Annotated in this window: 19 protein-coding genes; 11 read left to right on the top strand and 8 right to left on the bottom strand. The window is 63.5% G+C overall.

Translation table 11 applies throughout. From position 1 onward, the window contains the following. The first annotated feature begins 201 nt into the window (after positions 1-201). From ACB033_RS01185 to ACB033_RS01200, 4 genes are all read left to right on the top strand, one after another. Positions 202-1,365, top strand: a complete 1,164-nt coding sequence (locus ACB033_RS01185) for an FAD-dependent monooxygenase (RefSeq protein WP_139725029.1) — start codon at positions 202-204, stop codon at positions 1,363-1,365. Positions 1,366-1,398: 33 nt separating this feature from the next. Beyond that, on the top strand, positions 1,399-1,965 hold the full coding sequence (locus ACB033_RS01190) for a cysteine hydrolase family protein (protein WP_010633157.1): 567 nt from the start codon (positions 1,399-1,401) through the stop codon (positions 1,963-1,965). A 116-nt stretch (positions 1,966-2,081) separates the two neighbouring features. Continuing rightward, positions 2,082-2,744, top strand: coding sequence for an excalibur calcium-binding domain-containing protein (locus ACB033_RS01195; RefSeq protein WP_139725030.1), 663 nt, complete (start codon positions 2,082-2,084; stop codon positions 2,742-2,744). Between the two features lie 162 nt (positions 2,745-2,906). Next, on the top strand, positions 2,907-3,863 hold the full coding sequence (locus ACB033_RS01200) for a sensor domain-containing diguanylate cyclase (protein ID WP_005298271.1): 957 nt from the start codon (positions 2,907-2,909) through the stop codon (positions 3,861-3,863). A 57-nt stretch (positions 3,864-3,920) separates the two neighbouring features. On the opposite strand, the gene ACB033_RS01205 is transcribed toward ACB033_RS01200, so the two are convergent. Further along, complete coding sequence (locus ACB033_RS01205; RefSeq protein WP_139725031.1) at positions 3,921-4,829, bottom strand: LysR family transcriptional regulator; 909 nt, start codon at positions 4,827-4,829, stop codon at positions 3,921-3,923. Positions 4,830-4,945: 116 nt separating this feature from the next. Between ACB033_RS01205 and ACB033_RS01210 the strand changes: the two genes are divergently transcribed. Both ACB033_RS01210 and ACB033_RS01215 read left to right on the top strand, forming a co-directional pair. Next, a complete protein-coding gene (locus tag ACB033_RS01210) occupies positions 4,946-5,191 on the top strand; it encodes a hypothetical protein (RefSeq protein ID WP_017764966.1) in 246 nt (81 codons plus the stop codon). Beyond that, a complete protein-coding gene (locus tag ACB033_RS01215; RefSeq protein ID WP_139725032.1) occupies positions 5,188-5,838 on the top strand; it encodes an HAD-IA family hydrolase in 651 nt (216 codons plus the stop codon). The genes ACB033_RS01210 and ACB033_RS01215 overlap by 4 nt, the downstream gene beginning before the upstream one ends. A 46-nt stretch (positions 5,839-5,884) precedes the next feature. Here ACB033_RS01215 and ACB033_RS01220 read toward each other — a convergent pair whose 3' ends face one another. Further along, complete coding sequence (locus ACB033_RS01220; RefSeq protein ID WP_017780555.1) at positions 5,885-6,487, bottom strand: nitroreductase family protein; 603 nt, start codon at positions 6,485-6,487, stop codon at positions 5,885-5,887. Positions 6,488-6,775: 288 nt separating this feature from the next. Here ACB033_RS01220 and ACB033_RS01225 point away from each other — a divergent pair, with 288 nt between their 5' ends. Next, positions 6,776-8,335 (top strand): diguanylate cyclase domain-containing protein, encoded by a 1,560-nt coding sequence (locus tag ACB033_RS01225; protein ID WP_139725033.1) that lies wholly within the window; start codon positions 6,776-6,778, stop codon positions 8,333-8,335. A 209-nt stretch (positions 8,336-8,544) separates the two neighbouring features. Further along, entirely contained in the window at positions 8,545-9,012 is a 468-nt protein-coding gene (locus tag ACB033_RS01230; RefSeq protein WP_005298287.1) for a YMGG-like glycine zipper-containing protein, read from the top strand. A gap of 61 nt (positions 9,013-9,073) precedes the next feature. Here ACB033_RS01230 and ACB033_RS01235 read toward each other — a convergent pair whose 3' ends face one another. The 6 genes from ACB033_RS01235 to ACB033_RS01260 all read right to left on the bottom strand — a co-directional run bounded on the left by ACB033_RS01235 (position 9,074) and on the right by ACB033_RS01260 (position 14,695). After that, positions 9,074-10,030 carry a D-2-hydroxyacid dehydrogenase gene (locus ACB033_RS01235; RefSeq protein WP_017780553.1) on the bottom strand — a complete coding sequence of 319 codons (957 nt, stop codon included), beginning with the start codon at positions 10,028-10,030 and terminating at the stop codon, positions 9,074-9,076. 117 nt (positions 10,031-10,147) lie between these two features. Continuing rightward, entirely contained in the window at positions 10,148-10,900 is a 753-nt protein-coding gene (locus ACB033_RS01240) for a DUF3530 family protein (protein WP_139725034.1), read from the bottom strand. Positions 10,901-10,967: 67 nt separating this feature from the next. Then, positions 10,968-11,594, bottom strand: a complete 627-nt coding sequence (locus ACB033_RS01245) for a DUF2238 domain-containing protein (protein WP_139725035.1) — start codon at positions 11,592-11,594, stop codon at positions 10,968-10,970. A gap of 139 nt (positions 11,595-11,733) precedes the next feature. After that, the gene (gene efp, locus ACB033_RS01250; RefSeq protein ID WP_005298294.1) at positions 11,734-12,300 is read right to left on the bottom strand and encodes an elongation factor P; all 567 of its coding nucleotides are present in this window, start codon (positions 12,298-12,300) and stop codon (positions 11,734-11,736) included. Positions 12,301-12,345: 45 nt separating this feature from the next. Then, on the bottom strand, positions 12,346-13,557 hold the full coding sequence (gene earP / locus ACB033_RS01255; protein ID WP_139725036.1) for an elongation factor P maturation arginine rhamnosyltransferase EarP: 1,212 nt from the start codon (positions 13,555-13,557) through the stop codon (positions 12,346-12,348). A gap of 94 nt (positions 13,558-13,651) precedes the next feature. Continuing rightward, on the bottom strand, positions 13,652-14,695 hold the full coding sequence (locus ACB033_RS01260) for a GMP reductase (protein ID WP_017764973.1): 1,044 nt from the start codon (positions 14,693-14,695) through the stop codon (positions 13,652-13,654). A 406-nt stretch (positions 14,696-15,101) separates the two neighbouring features. Here ACB033_RS01260 and ACB033_RS01265 point away from each other — a divergent pair, with 406 nt between their 5' ends. The 3 genes from ACB033_RS01265 (at position 15,102) to ACB033_RS01275 (ending at position 17,540) form a co-directional block, all read left to right on the top strand. Next, a complete protein-coding gene (locus ACB033_RS01265; RefSeq protein WP_117402548.1) occupies positions 15,102-15,599 on the top strand; it encodes an ATP-dependent zinc protease in 498 nt (165 codons plus the stop codon). A gap of 123 nt (positions 15,600-15,722) precedes the next feature. After that, positions 15,723-16,214, top strand: a complete 492-nt coding sequence (locus ACB033_RS01270; RefSeq protein WP_017781585.1) for a CesT family type III secretion system chaperone — start codon at positions 15,723-15,725, stop codon at positions 16,212-16,214. A 3-nt stretch (positions 16,215-16,217) separates the two neighbouring features. Further along, positions 16,218-17,540: a phospholipase gene (locus ACB033_RS01275; RefSeq protein WP_371140287.1), complete on the top strand. Its 1,323-nt coding sequence runs from the start codon at positions 16,218-16,220 to the stop codon at positions 17,538-17,540. The last annotated feature ends 50 nt before the right edge of the window (positions 17,541-17,590 follow it).

Below are 17,590 nucleotides of genomic sequence, written 5' to 3' on the forward strand. Positions count from 1 at the left end.
AGACTGCCTAGCAAATATCCAGCCCGCCATGGCCGGAACGCAGCCGTAGCCGCCCCGAGAGGCATCGGCTTTCTCCTTGATTTGGCGCACTAATTCTCCACGGCCTTCACTGTTTCTCGGCGCCCCTTGCGTTATCATGTGACCATTCGGTCCGGCTGCGCTCTCCCCTTGCCCGGGCCCACCCCTTGCAGGAATCAAGTTATGGAACAGTGTGATATCGCCATCGTCGGGGCCGGCATGGTCGGCGCCGCCACCGCCTGTCTGCTGGCGGCGCAGGGCCTCTCCATCCGGGTCATCGAGACCCGGTTGCCGGAGCAGTACGCCCCCGAGCAGCCGCTGGATCTGCGGGTCTCCGCCATCAGTCAGGCCTCGGTGGCCCTGCTGGAGCAGGCCGGTGCCTGGCAGCACCTGCAACAGATGCGGCTGTGCCCCTATCGCCGGCTGGAGACCTGGGAGCTGGACGGCTTCGCCACCCGCTTCAACGCCGCCGACCTCGGCCTGCCCCAGCTCGGCTACATCATCGAGAACCGGCTGGTGCAGCTGGCGCTGCTCAGACGCATGGAAGATTTCCCCAACATCCAGACCCATACCCCGGCGGCGGTGACCAGCCTGCGCCAGGGCGCGGACGAGGCGGTGCTGACCCTGGATGATGGCAGCGAGCTGGCCGCCCGCTGGGTGCTGGCCTGCGATGGCGCCGAATCCCGCACCCGCCAGCTGGCCGGCATCGGGGTGTCGCGTTTTGAATACCGCCAGCACTGCATGCTGATCAACATCGACACCGACTTCGAGCAGGAAGACATCACCTGGCAACAGTTCACCCCGAGCGGTCCGCGCGCCTTCCTGCCGCTGTCGGGCCGGCACGGTTCCCTGGTCTGGTATGACAGTCCGGCCCGCATCCGGGCGCTGGCGGCCATGAGCAACGAGGGGCTGGCCGCCGAGGTGCGCCGCCACTTCCCGGCTCGCCTCGGCGGCTTTACTGTCACCGGCAAGGGGAGTTTCCCGCTGATGCGCCGCCACGCCAACGACTACCACGCCGGCCGGGTTGTGCTACTGGGCGATGCCGCCCACACCATCAACCCGCTGGCGGGGCAGGGGGTCAATCTCGGCTTCAAGGATGTGGCCTGCTGGGCGGATCTGTTGCACAGTGCCGGTGCCGAGTGGCACAAGCCCGAACTGGCGACCCGTTATGAACGGCGCCGCCGCCCGGACAACCTGCTGATGCAGTCGGGGATGGATCTCTTCTACGGCGTCTTCAGCAACGAGATAGGCCCCCTCAAACTGGCCCGCAACCTAGCCCTCAATCTGGCGGACAAGGCGGGCCCGCTCAAGGAGATGGCGCTACGCTATGCGCTGGGGCTGGTTTAAGGCGCGTGGCGCCATCATGAGGGAGGAGAGCCCATGAACAAGGCATTGCTGGTGATCGATTTCATCAACGACATCGCCCACCCGGACGGGCGCATCGCTGCCTCGGCGGCCCATGTGCTGGAACAGGACGCCATCGCGCACGCCAACCAGGCGCTGGCCCATGCCCGCGCCCACGGTTGGCTGGTGGTGCAGATCAAGGTGGGCTTTGACCCGCACTATCTGCTGCAGCCCAAGGGCTCCCCCATGTTTGGCCGGGCCCACCAGTTCGGGGCGCTGTCGCTGGCCGACCCCGGCACCGACTTTCACCCTGACCTGGATGTGCAACCCGGCGATCTGGTGCTGACCAAGCCCAGGGTCAGCCCCTTCTACGGCACGGCGCTGGAGCCGGCGCTGCGGGCCAATCGCATCGAGCACCTCTATCTGTGTGGGGTGAGCACCAGCTGGGCCATTCAGGCGGCGACGCGGGAGGGTCACGATCGGGATTACGCCATCACCATCCTGGAAGATGCCTGCGCAGCGGCGGATGCCAACGAGCACCATGCCTCGCTGCGCCTGCTCGGCCGCATCGCCGAGATCATCAAGGTGGCCCAGCTGGCCTGAGCCCGGCGGCAGGCGGAGCTTGCTCACTGTTTTGACATTTTGTCTGCGGCCCCCTGTCGGGCCGCAGCCATTTTGGGCAACATGAAGCGAGCATCGATGGCCACAAGGATGGGGACATGCGTTATCAGGGACGGATCGTGCGCTGGAACGAAGCGCGCGGCTTTGGTTTTATCGCGCCCGAGCAGGGGGAGGGTGCCCCGAAAGGGGCCGAACTGTTCGTGCACATCTCGGCACTGAGGTGCGACGGCCTGCCGCCCATGGCGGGAGAGCGGGTCTCCTACCTGGTGGGGGCTGGCCAGGATGGCAAGCTCAGGGCCGAGCAGGTGTTTTTCCCCGAGCGCCCCCTGTCGCTGGCAGACGGCAATGAGAGTCGACCCACGCCGGCGGGCCGCCGCATGTCGGAGGGCAGTCGCATCCCGGCGAGCAGCGGGCCTACCCCGCAGCACACGCGTCCTCGCCCCGCCTACCGGCGCCGCAGCCACTGGCGCGGCAAGCTCATCCCGCTGCTGGTGCTGGTCGGGATCTTCTCCCTCTACTCCCGTTTTTCGGTCGAGTCGGTCTCACCTACCTCCACTTCCTCGTTCAGCCAGGTAGAGGTCGACCCCTCGGACAGCCTGCAGCAGGCCGCCACCTTCGTCCACCAGTGCGACGGTCGGCAGTACTGCTCCCAGATGACCTCCTGCGAGGAGGCGACCTGGTTTTTGCAAAACTGCCCCAATACCAGGATGGACGGCGAGGGCGACGGCATCCCCTGCGAGCGGCAGTGGTGTGGCCACTAGCGGACCCGGAGGCCGACTCAAGTCGTTGATCATCTATCATTATCTTGCTGGTCGGGTCATGGCAGGTGTGGCCCCGGTCATTGGCAACACGCGGGCGGGCCGGGATGGCTCCGGTTGTCGCGGCCATGCCGGGGACGTCGTTTTTGGGTGAGGAGTGCGGTCATGGCGGACTATTTTCAGGGCTCACTGTTTCACTTCTCCGATCGGGCGCAATACCTGGCCGCGCTGCTCAATTCGCTGGAGGAGCAGATCTCGGTGATCGACCGGGACGGCGTCATCCACTACACCAACCTCGCCTGGAATCGCTTTGCCGAGCAGAATGGCATGCCGGCAGGCTATGACTGGCTGGGGGTCAACTACTTGCGGGTGTGCGACAACTCGGTGGAGCCGCTGGCCCTGATGGCGGCGGAGGGGATCCGGCGGGTGCTGCGCCATGAACAGCAGCACTTTCATCTGGAGTACCCCTGTCACAGCCCGGACACCCAGCGCTGGTTCATGATGCGGGTCTCCGCCATCCCGGGTATCGAGGTCGAGTTCTATACCATCAGCCACATCAACGTCACGGAGCGCAAGCTGCAGGAGCTGGATATGGCCTACCTCTCCCTGCACGATCCGCTGACCGGGCTGGCCAACCGACGACTGTTCAACAGCTTTTTGCACAACGAGTGGCGGCGCAGCATGCGCGAACAGACCCCGCTCTCCTTCATCATGCTGGATCTGGACAACTTCAAGCTGTGCAACGACCATTTCGGCCATCAGGTGGGGGATGACTTCTTGCAGCAGGTGGGCCGGCTGCTGAGCACCTTTTGCCAGCGAGCCACCGATCTGCCGAGCCGTTTCGGCGGCGACGAGTTTGCCCTGATCCTCGGCAACACCGGGGCCGAGGCCGCCGCCCGCATGGGGGAGGCCATTCGTCTCGGCATCGGCGAGCTGCTGATCCAGGGGGCGGACACCCTTAGGCTCAGCGCCAGCGTCGGCATCGCCACCCTGCTGCCGCAGCAGGCCCGCGTCTCGGAGGAGGAGCTGCTGAGCGCCGCCGACATGGCGCTCTATCTGGCCAAGCAGGGGGGCAAGAATCGTTGCCACAGCGTCAGCTGCAGTGCCCTGCCATCCCCCTGATATTCCTCGTTTTATCCTGCCTGTGACCCTGCTCTCTATTAATGACTCTGCTTGCTGTTAACGCTGTGGCCCGGCCGGCTGCGGTTCGGGATGGGCGTCGACGACCAGTTGCAAGAAACGATCGCGGATCGGGTCGGCAAAGTCGGGGTTCCACACCAGGCTTATCTCCCACTCGGAGCAGGGGCCGGAGAGGGGATAGAGGGTGACGTCCCGGCCCGCGATGAAGCTGACGCTGCGCGGCAGGATGGCGTTGCCGATGCCGGCGGCCACCAGCGCCACCAGGGTCTGGATATCTTCTGCCTCCTGCACCATGCCAGTCAGCCGGTTGGCGCCGAGGAAGCTGGCGATCTGCTGGCTGAGGCCGGGGCAGCGGTGCCCCACCATCTGCAGCAATGGCTGGCTGGCCAAGGCTTGCTCGATGTCGAAGGCGGCCGGATCCGGCTGCGTCATCTGGGTCGGCACCGCTAGCACCAGCCGGTCGGTCAGCAGCCTGTGCTCCCTAAGCTGCGGGGCCTGGGGCCGGCGCATGAAGCCGAGCTGCAGCTGGCCCGACAGCAGCCGCTCTTGTTGGATGGCGGAGGTCATGTCCTGCAGGTGCACCATCACATCGGGGGCCTGCTGTTTGAAGCGGGCCACCAGCGCCGGCGCCAGCGCAAAGCTCGACAGCCCGAAACCAATCTTGAGTCGCCCGGCAATGCCGCTGGCCAGCGCCAGGGCGTGGCGCTCAAAGCCCTTGCCATGCTCGACCAGCGCCCTGGCCTGGGTGAGCAGCTGGGTGCCGATGGCGGTCAGCTCGGCGCCGTGACGCCCCCGGTTGAACAGGGTGCTGCCGAGGGTCTGCTCCAGCCCCTGGATCTGCTTGGTGAGCGCCGGCTGGGTGATGAACAGGCGGTTGGCGGCCTCCCGGTAGTTGGCGGTCTCCGCCAGGGTCACGAAGGCCTGCAACTGTCTCAAATCGAATTTCATTCTGTTTGGTTATCGAAAGTGGCCATTTTGTGATTATAAATTATCTAACTGCCTTGTTCTAATAGACCTGAAGCGGGCCCTGTCGGCCCCGTCAGCTTGCTAACAAGGAGTCATTCATGCCTGCCGAACGCTATCTGTTTTTGATCAAGGGAGATCTGGTGCTGGCCCAGCCGCTGGCTGCACCGGAGACGGGGGAGCTGCTGACCAGCCTGTTGCAGCAGGGCTTTGCGGTGGGTCCGCTGCAAGTCTGGGCGAGCAATGCCGAGCAGGCGCTGGCCTGTTATGAGCAGGCTGCCCAGCGGCGGGCCTTCGGCGAGATCCTGGCCGGGGCCGAACCCGCCGTGGCCGGAGCCGTTTCATGAGCATGCTCACGCTGCGGGCCCGCGCCCTGCTGTTGGACATGGATGGCACCCTGGTGCACTCTACCGGCGAGGTGGAGACGGTGTGGCGGCTCTGGTGTCGCCGCCACCGGCTGGATCCCGAGCCCGTGTTGACCATGTGCCACGGGGTGCGCTCGCGGGAGGTGATCCGCACCCTGGCTCCGCAGCTCGACCTGGCGCAGGAGGTGGCCCTGCTCGACGATCTCGAGATCCATCACACTGGCCAGGCCGAGGCCCTCGCCGGCGCCCGGCCCCTGCTGGCAAGTCTGCCCGTCGAGCGCTGGGCAGTGGTGACCTCCGCCAGTCAGCGGGTGGCCAGGCATCGATTGCGCAGCGCCGGTCTGCCGCTGCCCGTTCTGCTGGTGGGGGCCGAGGATGTAGAACACGGCAAGCCGGATCCCGAACCCTATCTGTTGGCGGCAGAGCACCTGGGGCTGGCCGCCGCCGATTGCCTGGTGTTTGAAGATGCGCCCGCCGGCATCAGCAGCGCCCTGCGGGCGGGTTGCCGCGTGGTACAGGTGGGGGGCAGGCAGCGGCTCAGTCCCGGCATCAGCGCCCTGATCCAGGACTGGCGCCAGGTGAGCGTGGTGGTGGAGGCTGAGGGTCTGCAGCTGACGCTGCTCACCTGACAACAAAAAGCCCCCGCGAGCGGGGGCCTGACTGGCGACGGGACTATTACTTGAACACGCGAAAACGCACGGCGTCGTCCATGAAGGTCTTGTCACCGGCCGGTTGCTGGATGCTGCCAAAGGGCATCTGGGCGCGCAGCAGCCAGCTGGCGGGCAGGTTCCACTCCTTGCGCACCGCCTCGTCGATGAGCGGGTTGTAGTGCTGCAGGGAGGCGCCGATCTTCTCCTGGGCCAGGGTGGTCCAGACCGCAAACTGGGCGATGCCGGTGGCATGTTCCGACCAGATGGGGAAGTTGTCGGCGTAGAGGGCGAATTTTTGCTGCAGATCCTTGATGACGTCGGTGTCTTCGAAGAAGAGCACTGTGCCGACACCTGCGCGGAAGCTGCCATTCACCTTGGCTTCGCTCTGGGCGTAGGCTTCCGGCGGCACTATCTTCTTCAGCTCAGCCTTGACGATGTCCCACAGTTTGTGATGCTGGGCACCAAACAGGATGACGGCGCGGGAGCTCTGGGAGTTGAACGAGGAGGGACTGTGCTTGATAGCGTCCTGGATGAGGGCGGTCAGCTGCTCCGGCGTATGGGAAACCTGGTCACCCAGGGCATAGATGGTACGACGTACTTTGATCTGTTCGATAAACGGACTGCTCATAACATCTCCTTTGTTTGACGGGGAATCGTCTTCGGTGATCCTTGGCAAGGCCATCCGGCTCCGATTGCTCGAGTTGTAGACTATAACACCCTCTTGCGGGTTAGCCGTCAACGCACAGTGGTCACTGTTTTTACTTTTTGTTGATATGCCTCTTCGTGACGCGGGAGAGCGGCGTCACGTTTATGTGTTTTTTGTCATTTAGCCGAAATCCGGCTGATATCAATCAATGAATAATTCCGTTTGAGCACCATAAAATTCTCGCATTCCAGTTTTTGCTGCGGAGTGTTGATGATCCAGTGGTTGGTTAGTCGGCGTTATTATCTGTTGACCTCGTTTACCCTCTTGCTGGGGGCCCTGGTGCTGGTGGTCACCCTCACCCTGGCGATGGCCAGCTATCTGCGCAGCATCGACAAGACTGTGACCGGCTACGGTCACATGCTCTCCTCCCTCGAAGCAGCCCTGATCCACGAGCTGGTGCTGGCCAACCAGCGTCAGATCGCCGTGCTGGAGGCGTCGCTGGACAAGGCCGCCATCGCCCGCGGCGAGCCGGCCGACAACCCGCTCTGGGCCATCGCCCACCAGATAAAACGGGACAGCCACTACATCTACTTCTATCACCCGCAGACGGATCGCCTCAGCAGCTACCCGGCCTGGCAGCAGCCGGTCGAGTATCGTGCCGCCAGCCGGCCCTGGTATCGGGCATTGTCGATGCCGGGGGCAGATCTCGTCTGGCTCGGCCCCTATCCGGTGTTCGACACCCAGAAGCCGATCCTGACCCTCATCAAGCGGGTAAAGGGGCTGGACGATCAACTGCTCGGCCTGCTGATGGTCGACATGTCCTTCAACACCATCGAACAGGCGTTGCAGCGGGCCATGGGCAGCAACCGGGCAGCCATCTACATCAGTGCGCGGGAGGACGGAAAGCTGGTGGTGGGCAGCAACATGGGGCTCTATCAGCCGTCAGCGGCCGAGCCGGGGGGTGCGGACAAGGGGCTGGCGGTGATCTGGCACGGCAGCCATCTGCGCCGTGAGCTGGAGGATATCGACTGGGATCTCAACATCTATCTGCCGCCAAGGCTGTTTCATGACGACCTTGAAGAAGCCCTGCTGATGGTGGCGCTGCCACTGCTCCTGTTGTTTGCCATCTGGTTTTGCAGCATCAACTTTCTGGTGCGGGTGTTCAATCAGGAGCAGGCGCTGGTGGCGGGCTCGCTGACCGGCATAGTGCGGGATCCGACCCAGGCCAGGAGACCCGGCCGGCTGAAGACCTGGTTCGTACACGACAGCCTCAGCGAGATAGATCAGGTGCGGGCGAGTTTTCTGCAGGGGCAGGATGCGCTGCTGCACGATCCCCTCACCGGCATCATGAACCGGCGGGCCTTCACCCAGCGTCGCGCCGAGCTGGAAGAGCGCGCGACACCCCACTGGCTGCTGCTGTTCGACGTGGATCACTTCAAGCGCATCAACGACAGCTGGGGGCATGTGGTGGGGGATGGCGTGCTCTGCCGGGTGGCCGAGCTGCTGGTGACCGAGCTTGGCAGCGGCGGTGTCTTTAGGATCGGGGGGGACGAATTTGCCGCCCTGCTGCCCTGGCCGCGCAGCGAGCTGGAGGCGGGGCTGACCCGGTTGCTGACCAGGGTGCGCAACCAGCGCTGGCGCGAGTTTCACGAGGCGGTGACCCTGAGCGTGGGCGGCGCCCACTGCCCGGAGGACGGGGCCCTGCTGTTCGAGCGGGCCGACGAGTGCCTCTACCGGAGCAAACGGCTGGGGCGCGACGGCTGGTCGCTGACGCAGTGGCCCCGGCCGGACGGAGATGCTGACAGATCCTGTCATATGGATAACGGCTAAGCGACCGCTGCCGCTCGGTGGGCCCCAGCACCGTTCGCTGTCCAATTTCCATCTGATGTCATTTACGTATTTATATTCAATATCTTATGAGCTAATTGACCGACATCGAAGGCGGCGCGGGAGGCGGTGTCGCTCTGCTGCGACAGTGGCGCCCTTTGCCGGGAATCGTATAGTTCGGGGAAATTAATCAGGTTTGACAGGAGTACCCCATGGAGATGAACAAGCACGGCATGCGTGCCCTGGCCCTGTTGGGCTCACTGCTGCTGGCCAGCGGTGCGGCGCAGGCGTCGGAGACCCTCAACACCATCCTGGGCGGCGGTGCGGGCGGCGTGGCCGGCACCATGATCGGCAAGGAGCTGGGCGGTGACACCGGCGCCCTGGTGGGTGCTGCACTGGGCGGAGCGGCCGGCGGCGCGGCCACGGCCAACAAGGGCAACAAGAATGAAGCGGCGCTGGGCGGGGCCGTCGGGGCGCTGGGCGGGGCCGCCATCGGCAAGAGCGTGGGCGGCAGCACGGGTCAACTGATCGGGGCCGGCGTTGGCGGGGCCAGCGGCTCTGCCATCGGGGCCAAGACCGGGGATGGCCACAAGAGCAACGATCGCTACTACGACGATGACCACAGGCACTACAAGAAACACAAGAAGCACAAGAAACACAGATGGCACGACGATGATTGATCGCCGCCAGCATTGAGAGAGGGGCCGATGGGCCCCTCTCTCGTTTTGGTCGCCAGAGGGTTCACACCAGCCGGTGCTGGCGGCGCCCCTCGGCGAAGGCGTTGATGTTGTCGATGAGCTGATCGGCGAGGCGCTGCATCGACTCCTCGCTGGCCCAGGCCACGTGAGGGGTGAGGATGAAGTGGGGGTACTGCAGCGCCTTCATCAAGGGGTGGTCGGGGGGCGGCGGCTCGACGCTCGCCACGTCGAAACCGGCGCCGCCGAGGCGACCGTTGGCCAGCGCTCGCAGCAGGGCCTCCTCGTCCACCAGACCGCCGCGGCCGACGTTGATCAGCAGGGCACCCGGCTTCATCAGCCCCAGCTCCCGCTCGCCGATGAGGTTGCGGGTATAGGGGGTGAGCGGGCAGTGCAGGCTGATGACGTCCGCGCTTTGCAACAGCTCGTCCAGCGGCAGTCGATCCTCGTCGTGGCTGGCGCCGACCTGGCTCTGGGCGTAACGCACCTCCATGCCGATCCCCCTGGCCCGCTCGCCAAGGGCCTGACCGAGGGTACCCTTGCCGATGATGCCGAGCCGCTTGCCGTGCAGATCCGTGATGTGGTGATCGAAGAAGCAGAACTGGCCGCTTTGTTGCCAGCGCCCCTCCAGCAGCGACTGGCGCCAGCAGAAGAGGTTGCGCGCCAGGGCCAGCATCAGCGCCATGGCGTGCTCCGGCACCGAAGGGCCCGAGTAGTTGCGGATGTTGCATACCCCGACGTTGGCGGCGCGGCACGCCTCCAGATCCACGTTGTCGCTGCCGGTGGCCGCCAGCGCGATGAGTCTGAGCTCCGGCAGCTGGGCCAGCTCGGCGGCGCCGATGCGCACCTTGTTGATGATGGCGATGCTGGCGTCTTTGAGCCGCGCCACCACCTGCTCGGGGGCCGTGCTCGGGTAGCTCTGCCAGTGGTGGGGAAAGTCGGGGTGGCGCAGGGTTATGCCGGTATCCAGGGTATCGCTGTCGAGAAACACAATTTGCTGCATGAAGCCTCCTGCCGTTGAGGCGTCCATGATGCCAAACATCGGCGACCGAGGGCCAGTTTGCTGCACCTCAAGGCCTTGGCAATCGCGCCGGATGTGAGACAGGCGGCATTTTTGGGGTCAGAGCCAGCCGAGGTGGGTGAGCCAGCCCTGGATCCGGGTCGGCGTTTCATCCAGCTCCAGCAGGGCGTAGGGGCGGTAGTTGAGCTTGTGGCTGCGGCGGCTCTCGCTTCTGCGCGCCTCGGCGGCCAGCAGCGGCCAACGTCCGCCATCCTCCTGATAGAGGTCGAGGGTCGGCATGGTGGCCTGGGCGATCTCCTTGGCGAAGATCTGGTTGCTCTGCTGGTCGGGGAAGAAGCCGTCGAGCAGCACCAGCGCATCGGGGGCCGGCAGCTGTTCGCTGGCGATGAGGTTGGTGGCCCAGGCGGCGCCGGTGCCTTGCGCCAGTATCAGCTTGAAGCCCCCCTCCTGCAGCTTGGCGTCCCCCAGCTTGCTGATGCGGGTGGCGAACTGCTTGCGAAAGTCGTCGATGGCCTGCTGTTTCTTCTCGGCGGCGGGGTCCAGTTCGGTTTGCTGGGGCGAGGGGAGCAGCAGCAGGGTGTCGAAGCCGAGCCGGCCGAGGGCCCGGGTCAGCTGCCACAGCTGGCCGCTGCGCTGCCAGTCGGGCAAGAGGATGGCGAGCCCCACATAGCTGTCGCTGTCGTGCTTGGCAAACAGCACCGTCTGCTTGTCGATCTGGGTGCTGTTGGGCAGCCCCTGCCAGTCGCTGTTCTGCCAGTAGTCGAGGGGCGTGAGCGGTGTGCCCTCGCTGGCCTGCAAGGGGTTGCTTGCCAGCAGGGTCAGTAACAGCAGTGATAAGAACAGTCTGGCCATAGTGCGCTCCCCCGGTTATTCGGGTTAGCGGCACCAGGCCGGTTTTCTGAAGGGGGAAGTGGCAGTGCTAGCGTGACGTCCGCTTAGGGCTTGCCAGCCCGGCCAGCTGGCGGTCGTGCAGGGGGGAAAGAAGCAGCAGGGCGCTGACGGCGCCAATCAGGGCGAAGAACATGTCGGACTGGGTATCCCAGGGGTCGCCCTGGGTGCCGAGAAACTCATCCGCCCCCTGGCCAAGCGCGAGGGCTGCCCCCCACTCGATGAACTCGTAGGTGGCGCTGATGGCGAGCACCACGCAGACCACCAGAAACGCCAGCATGCGCCGGCCCTGCACATAGCCTTCGCGCAGCAGGATCTCCCGGCACACCAGGGCGGGCACGAAGCCCTGGAAGAAGTGGCCAATCTTGTCATAGGGGTTGCGACCGAGCTCGAGCCACTGCTGCAGTTCGAACCCGAGCGGGACGCGGGCATAGGTGTAGGCACCGCCCAGCATCAGCACCATGGCGTGCAGGGTGATGCACAGATAGAGCAGGCTGGTGAGCGGAAAAGAGCGGTGCGTCAGGACAAGCAGCGGCATGGCGATGAGCACGGGCGCGACCTCCATCAGCCAGGTCGCCCTGTCATAGGGTTGCCAGCCGGAGAGGAGCAGCAGTAGCAGGGTCAACAGCAACAACAGCGCTTTGTGCAGGGATGTCATGGGGCGCTCCGAGGGATGGCAAAAGCCAGCATGCCCCATTTAGCCATGTTTGCGCCGCGAATACAGCCAGGGGGCCGATGCGCCCATAAAAAAAGCGAGCCGACGGCTCGCTTTTTTACCACTGATCCAAGGGGTCAACTTAGTTGACGCGACGCTTGAACTCACCGGTGCGGGTATCGATTTCGATCTTGTCACCGATCTCTACGAAGGCGGCAACGGCCAGCTCGTAGGTGGTGCCCTTCAGACGGGCAGGCTTGGTCACTTTACCGGAGGTGTCGCCACGGGCAGCCGGCTCGGTGTACTCAACTTCGCGCACGATGGTGGTCGGCAGCTCTACGGAGATGGCTTTCTCGTTGTAGAAAGTCACTTCACACAGATCTTCCATGCCGTCTACCAGGTAGTTCAGCGCGTCACCCAGGTTGTCTTTCTCGACGTCGTACTGGTTGTATTCGGTATCCATGAATACGTACAGCGGGTCGGAGTAGTAGGAGTAGGTGCACTCTTTACGTTCCAGCTGAACAACGTCCAGCTTGTCGTCGGCCTTGAAGACGGTCTCGGTGGCGCTGCCGTTCAGCAGGCCTTTCAGCTTCATTTTGACCACGGCGGAGTTACGGCCGGATTTGTTGAATTCAGCCTTCTGGACCACCATCGGCTCGGTGCCGATCATGACTACGTTACCAGCGCGGATTTCCTGTGCGGTTTTCATGTAAAAAATTCCTGTTCGTGAAACGGACGGATAAAAACTGCCAGATTATATACGGCTTTCTAAAAATTTCACCAACCTCGTGACGAGATCCCCGTCCTGGAGCAGCTTATGTGACCAGTGTCGCCCATGTTGCTGCCATATCGCGGCGTGATCCGGCCATTGGGCCCACCATTCGCGGGTATTTTCCCCCTGATTGAGGGCATGGCTGAAACCGCGCAGCCACTGGCCGGTGGCGGTGGGCAGCTCTGCCAGATAGTGGTCGAGAAAGCCGTCCAGCTTGACCATGTGCGCCTGCTCTTCCTGCGGGTAGATATGCCAGAGGAAGGGGTGGGCAGCCCACTGGGCCCGCACGAAGGAGTCTTCGCCGCGCACCAGGTTGAGATCGCAGCTCCACAGCAGCCGATCGTAGCCGGCCTGATCGGTCATCGGCAGCAGCTTGATGGTGAGGTTGCCCACGCGCAGCAGATCCCCCGCCCGGGCCGTGGGAACGGCATCTGCCAGCCCGGCGCCGGTGAGCACGTCGTTGAGGGAGCGCCCGAGCGGCAGCAGCAGGGTGACGGGCGTGGCGCCCTGGCACCAGCTCTCGACCAGGCTGGTCAGGGCGGCGCTCTCGTAGGTAAAGAGGCTGACCCGCAGCTCGAGCTCCTGTTTGGGGGGCAGGCCCAGGCTCGCCCAGTAGGCGTTCAGTCCCGCTTCATCCTGTTGCCAGCGCTCGCGCTCGACGATGAGACCGCGCTCGCACAAGAGGCCGCCGGTTCTGGCGGTGAAGCCTGGGAAGAAGAAGTATTTGTTGAGACTCAGGCTGCCGAGGCTCTGGCTCTCGAGACGCTGGGGGGAGGCGAGGCCATGGCAATCCTCGACCCAGCTCTCGGCCGAGAGGTATTCGAGGTTGAGCCAGCAGGGGGGCCTGGGCTGGCTCGCCATCTGCGCGACGAAGGGGGCGGGCAGTTCACAGGCGAACGCCTCGATCACCACCCGGGCCGGGATGGTGTCCGCCGGCAGGGTCTCGTGCCAGTGCTGGATATGGATGCCGTCGACCCACTGGCTCTCCTGCGCCGGGTCGAGCCCAGGGCAGATGCGGGCGAAGCTCGCCAGATCGTCCACCCAGAGCCGCACCTGAACCTCACTCTCCTGCGCCGGGAGCGCTCCTTCCTGTTTCAACTGGCGGGCCAGCCGCCAGGTGACACCGATGTCACCGAAGTTGTCCACTACGCAGCAGAAGATGTCCCAGTCAAACGGGGGAAGCGGGCTTGTCATGTCGCGGGGTTCCAGATGCAAAAAACCGGTGCGCAGGGTAGCACACCGGTTGGCTGGCTTCTAACCGTCAGCGCATGACGGTGGCTGCGGCGAGTTACTCCTTGCCGTAGACATTGTTCTCTTGCTCGCGCACCCGGATAAAGGTGGTGCGCTTGGTGAGTTCTTTCAGCTGGCTGGCACCCACATAAGTGCAGGTGGAACGCACGCCGCCCAGGATGTCGCGCACCGTGTTCTCCACCGGGCCGCGGTAGGGCAGCAGCACCGTCTTGCCCTCGGAGGCGCGGTACTCGGCGACGCCGCCGGCGTGCTTGTCCATGGCGCTGGACGAGCTCATGCCGTAGAACTTCATGAAGGGTTCGCCATCTACATCGACGATCTCGCCACCGCACTCCTCGTGGGCCGCCAGCATGCCGCCCAGCATCACGAAGTCGGCGCCGCCGCCAAACGCCTTCGCCACATCCCCCGGGCAGGTGCAGCCGCCGTCACCGACGATCTGGCCGCCCAGACCGTGGGCCGCATCGGCACACTCTATGATGGCGGAGAGCTGCGGGTAGCCGACGCCGGTCTTGACCCGGGTGGTACAGACCGAACCCGGGCCTATGCCCACCTTGACGATGTCGGCGCCGGAGAGGATCAGCTCCTCCACCATCTCGCCGGTCACCACGTTGCCCGCCAGGATGACGTGGTTGGGGCAGGCCTCGCGGATCTTGCGCACGAATTCGACGAAGTGCTGGGAGTAGCCGTTTGCCACGTCCACGCAGATGAAGCGCAGCGCCTCGGACATGGCGAGGATCTGGCGGGTCTTGTTGAAGTCATCCTCGGAGGTGCCGGTGGAGACCATCACATGGCCCAGCAGCGCCGGGTCGGTTTCGCTCACGAAGGTTTGCCACTGCGCAAGGCTGTAGTGCTTGTGTACTGCGGTCATCATCTCGAAGCCGGCCAGGGTACGCGCCATGGCGAAGCTGCCGACGGTATCCATGTTGGCGGCGATGACGGGCACGCCCTGCCATTGGGTCTGGGTATGCTTGAAGGTGAACTGGCGGGTCAGGCTGACTTGGGAACGGCTCTTGAGAGTAGAGCGCTTGGGGCGGAACAGGACATCCTTGAAACCGAGCTTCAAGTCTTCTTCGATACGCATTACGAATTCCTTATTGAGCCTTGTTTGATAGGTCACTTTGCAGTGGCAACTTTTCGGCAGGCACAAAAAAACCGGTGGTTTTCAGGGCCTCCGGTTTACAACAGTGTAGGCAAAAATCCCTCCGGAACAAGACTGATAATTCGCGAAGCCTTGTGGTAGCCTTTGGCGTCACAACCTGAGCACAGCCTCGGGTTTCATCCAACGCCAATCTTGCCTCCCTCCTTGCCTGCCAGGTCAGCTTCTGATGACTCTGTTCTGCTCCGTCACCGCAGGCTGCTGACGCACCGCATCCGGTCACTCGTCACTCACTGGTCTGCCGTGTTTTTCTGCGGTTGACAGCGGCGCCTTCCATCCCCACTCTGGGCGGCTCGGGCCTGTGTCGGCCCCGTCCTGACAAGGAGTAGACATGATCCGATTGCGAATGATACCGCTGCTGCTGGCCGGGTTCGCCCTGCCGGCCATCGCCGCGCCGGCGCCCACCATCTATGGCTGGATTGAGAAGGGGCTCATCATGCCGAGCGGGGTGGCGGTGAAGATGAAGCTGGATACCGGGGCGCTCACCTCCTCGCTCGATGCGCGGGATCTGCGCCACTTCAAGCGTGACGGCAAGCCCTGGGTGCGCTTTACCCTGCAGGTGACCGATGCCAATACCGACCGGCAGGTGAGCCAGACCCTGGAGCGGCCGGTGGAGCACATGGTGACGGTGCGTGGCGCCGGCGGCATGGAGCAGCGCCCCACGGTCACCATGTCCATCTGCCTGGGCGACAAGGTCTATGAGGAGTGGTTTACCCTGCGGGATCGCAGCAAGATGATCTATCCGGTGCTGCTGGGACGCCGCCTGCTGGCGGATCTCGGCGCAGTGGATTCGAGCCGCACCTTCACGGTGCAGCCGAGCTGCCGCTAGAGCAATTTCGGCGCGGATCTAAAAAACGGCGTTTCACAGCTAAATCACACTGTCTCTGCCAGCGGTAGCATTTGCACCATACCCTCGATGCGGGCGAGCCCATTCGCCCGCAAGGGATGGAGCATGGAGTGGAGCATAGTGAAAGCCTACCAACAAACCGTATCTGAATGGCTATCGCTCGCAGGTGAGCAGCAGGGCGTTGCCTTGAGCCTGGGAAGTGATGGCCACTGCCGTGTGCCGTTCGGCCAGGATGGCGAGTGTCTGGTCGAGGTGCCAGACAACGATGAGCTGCAAGCGTGTTACCTCTATATCCCGTTGTTGCGCCTACCGGAAGATACCAACGGCCAGTTGACCCTGACTCGGGCAGCCCTCGAACTGAACATGTTTGGCCTTGTCACCGGGGGCAGCCAGATCAGCCTGGACAGTCGCAGTAACCACCTGGTGCTGACTTTTTCTTCTCTCATCGAAATGCTTGATAGCGCTCTGTTCATGCAGACCCTGGGCGAATTTCTCGATCTCGGCGTTACGTTGCTGGGGCAGTTGCAGAGCGTGCTCGCGCAGCAGGAGAGTCCCTCGCGTCCATCCCCGTTGTCCGGCGTCATCATTCCATGTTGACGGGTGTCCGCTCGTATTAATCAGGAACAGAATATGTCTATCCAAAACATTGGGCAGCCCCTGCATACCACCACAGTTACTTCTCATGCTCATGGCGAGGTACAGACCTCGTCTCGTCAGAGCAAGGTGCACCACAATCTGGCGTCTCACTATACCAGCCTCGGGTTCGGTTCCCGTGTGCAGCCAGGCAAGGTATTGAATACCTCGCTCAAATGGCTGACCCTCAGTGCTCCGGCTCGCAAGATTGGCATTGCCATTCAGGGTGGTCATGACTCTCATGCCCAGAGCGCCAAAGGCAAGGCTCGTTACTGGACAGGCGCCCTCATCAAGGGTTTGGCCAATATCACTGGGGGCATCAGCAGTGTCGCCAGTGGCGTTGTGACCGCTGGCGCTGCCGGGGTGAAAAATCTGGGTGAGTCGGCCGCCCGTCTGGTTGCCTCCTCTTCATTGGGACTGGCTGGTGCCGTGATGAAAGGGGCTTCCCATTTGCCCCTGGGCGTGTCGGAGCGACTGCAGCAAGGGTCACAGCAGGCGTTGAGTGCAGCCAAAGAGGTGCTCAAGCCTGCCTTCGTAGCCAAGTCGGAGCAGGAACCACTCACTGCCGAAGGGGCTCGTGCCGTCATGGATGCCGCCCAGCTGGCAAGAGTCAGTTGTTCCAGCAGCTATCGGGAGATGCCGGCTGGTTATCATCACGCTACGCTGGCGGACATACCGCCTTCTATCCTGGCGCGGCGTGAAGATGGAACCGGTGGTAGCGGGAGTGCGCTGGCCCTTCATGTTGTTGCGAAAAAGGGTGAAAACGACCCCTTCATCCTGGCTGGGGATGCCTGGTCTGCGCTCAAGGTCGCTGTCTACAAGCGTGACGATACCGTGGTGCTCTCGTTTGTTGGTACTCAGCCAACCAAACGACCGGGGACGCTGAAGAGCGATGCCGGTGCGGCACTCGGGATCAAGGACAGCGCGTTTCAGGATGCAGACCGTCTGGTCAAGGCGTTTGCCCAGCAGCATGGTGGCAAGGTCGAGGTACAGGGTCACTCTCTGGGAGGTGGTCTGGCGCAATATGCCGGTATCAAACACGGGTTGAAGGTTACGGCCTTTAACAGCATGGGGTTGCATGTTGGGCTACGGGATCGCCTCGCCCACAAGCTTGATCAAGCCAACGTAACCCATATCAATACCAGTGGCGATCCGCTGAGCCAGAAGGTTGAGCACGGGATTTTCGGGCTGGATGCCTCTGCTCAGGTGGGCAAGCGGTATGTCATAGAACATTCCGGTGGCCACCGGATGGAGGCCGTGACGGCCGGTTTGGACAAGCTGCTTGCTTGAGTTGCCGACTGCAGCCTGGCTGCTTCTGCGTAATCAACCAGTGTGAACAA

This window comes from Aeromonas sp. S15(2024) (assembly GCF_041402265.1).
GTDB classification, from domain to species: domain Bacteria; phylum Pseudomonadota; class Gammaproteobacteria; order Enterobacterales; family Aeromonadaceae; genus Aeromonas; species Aeromonas dhakensis.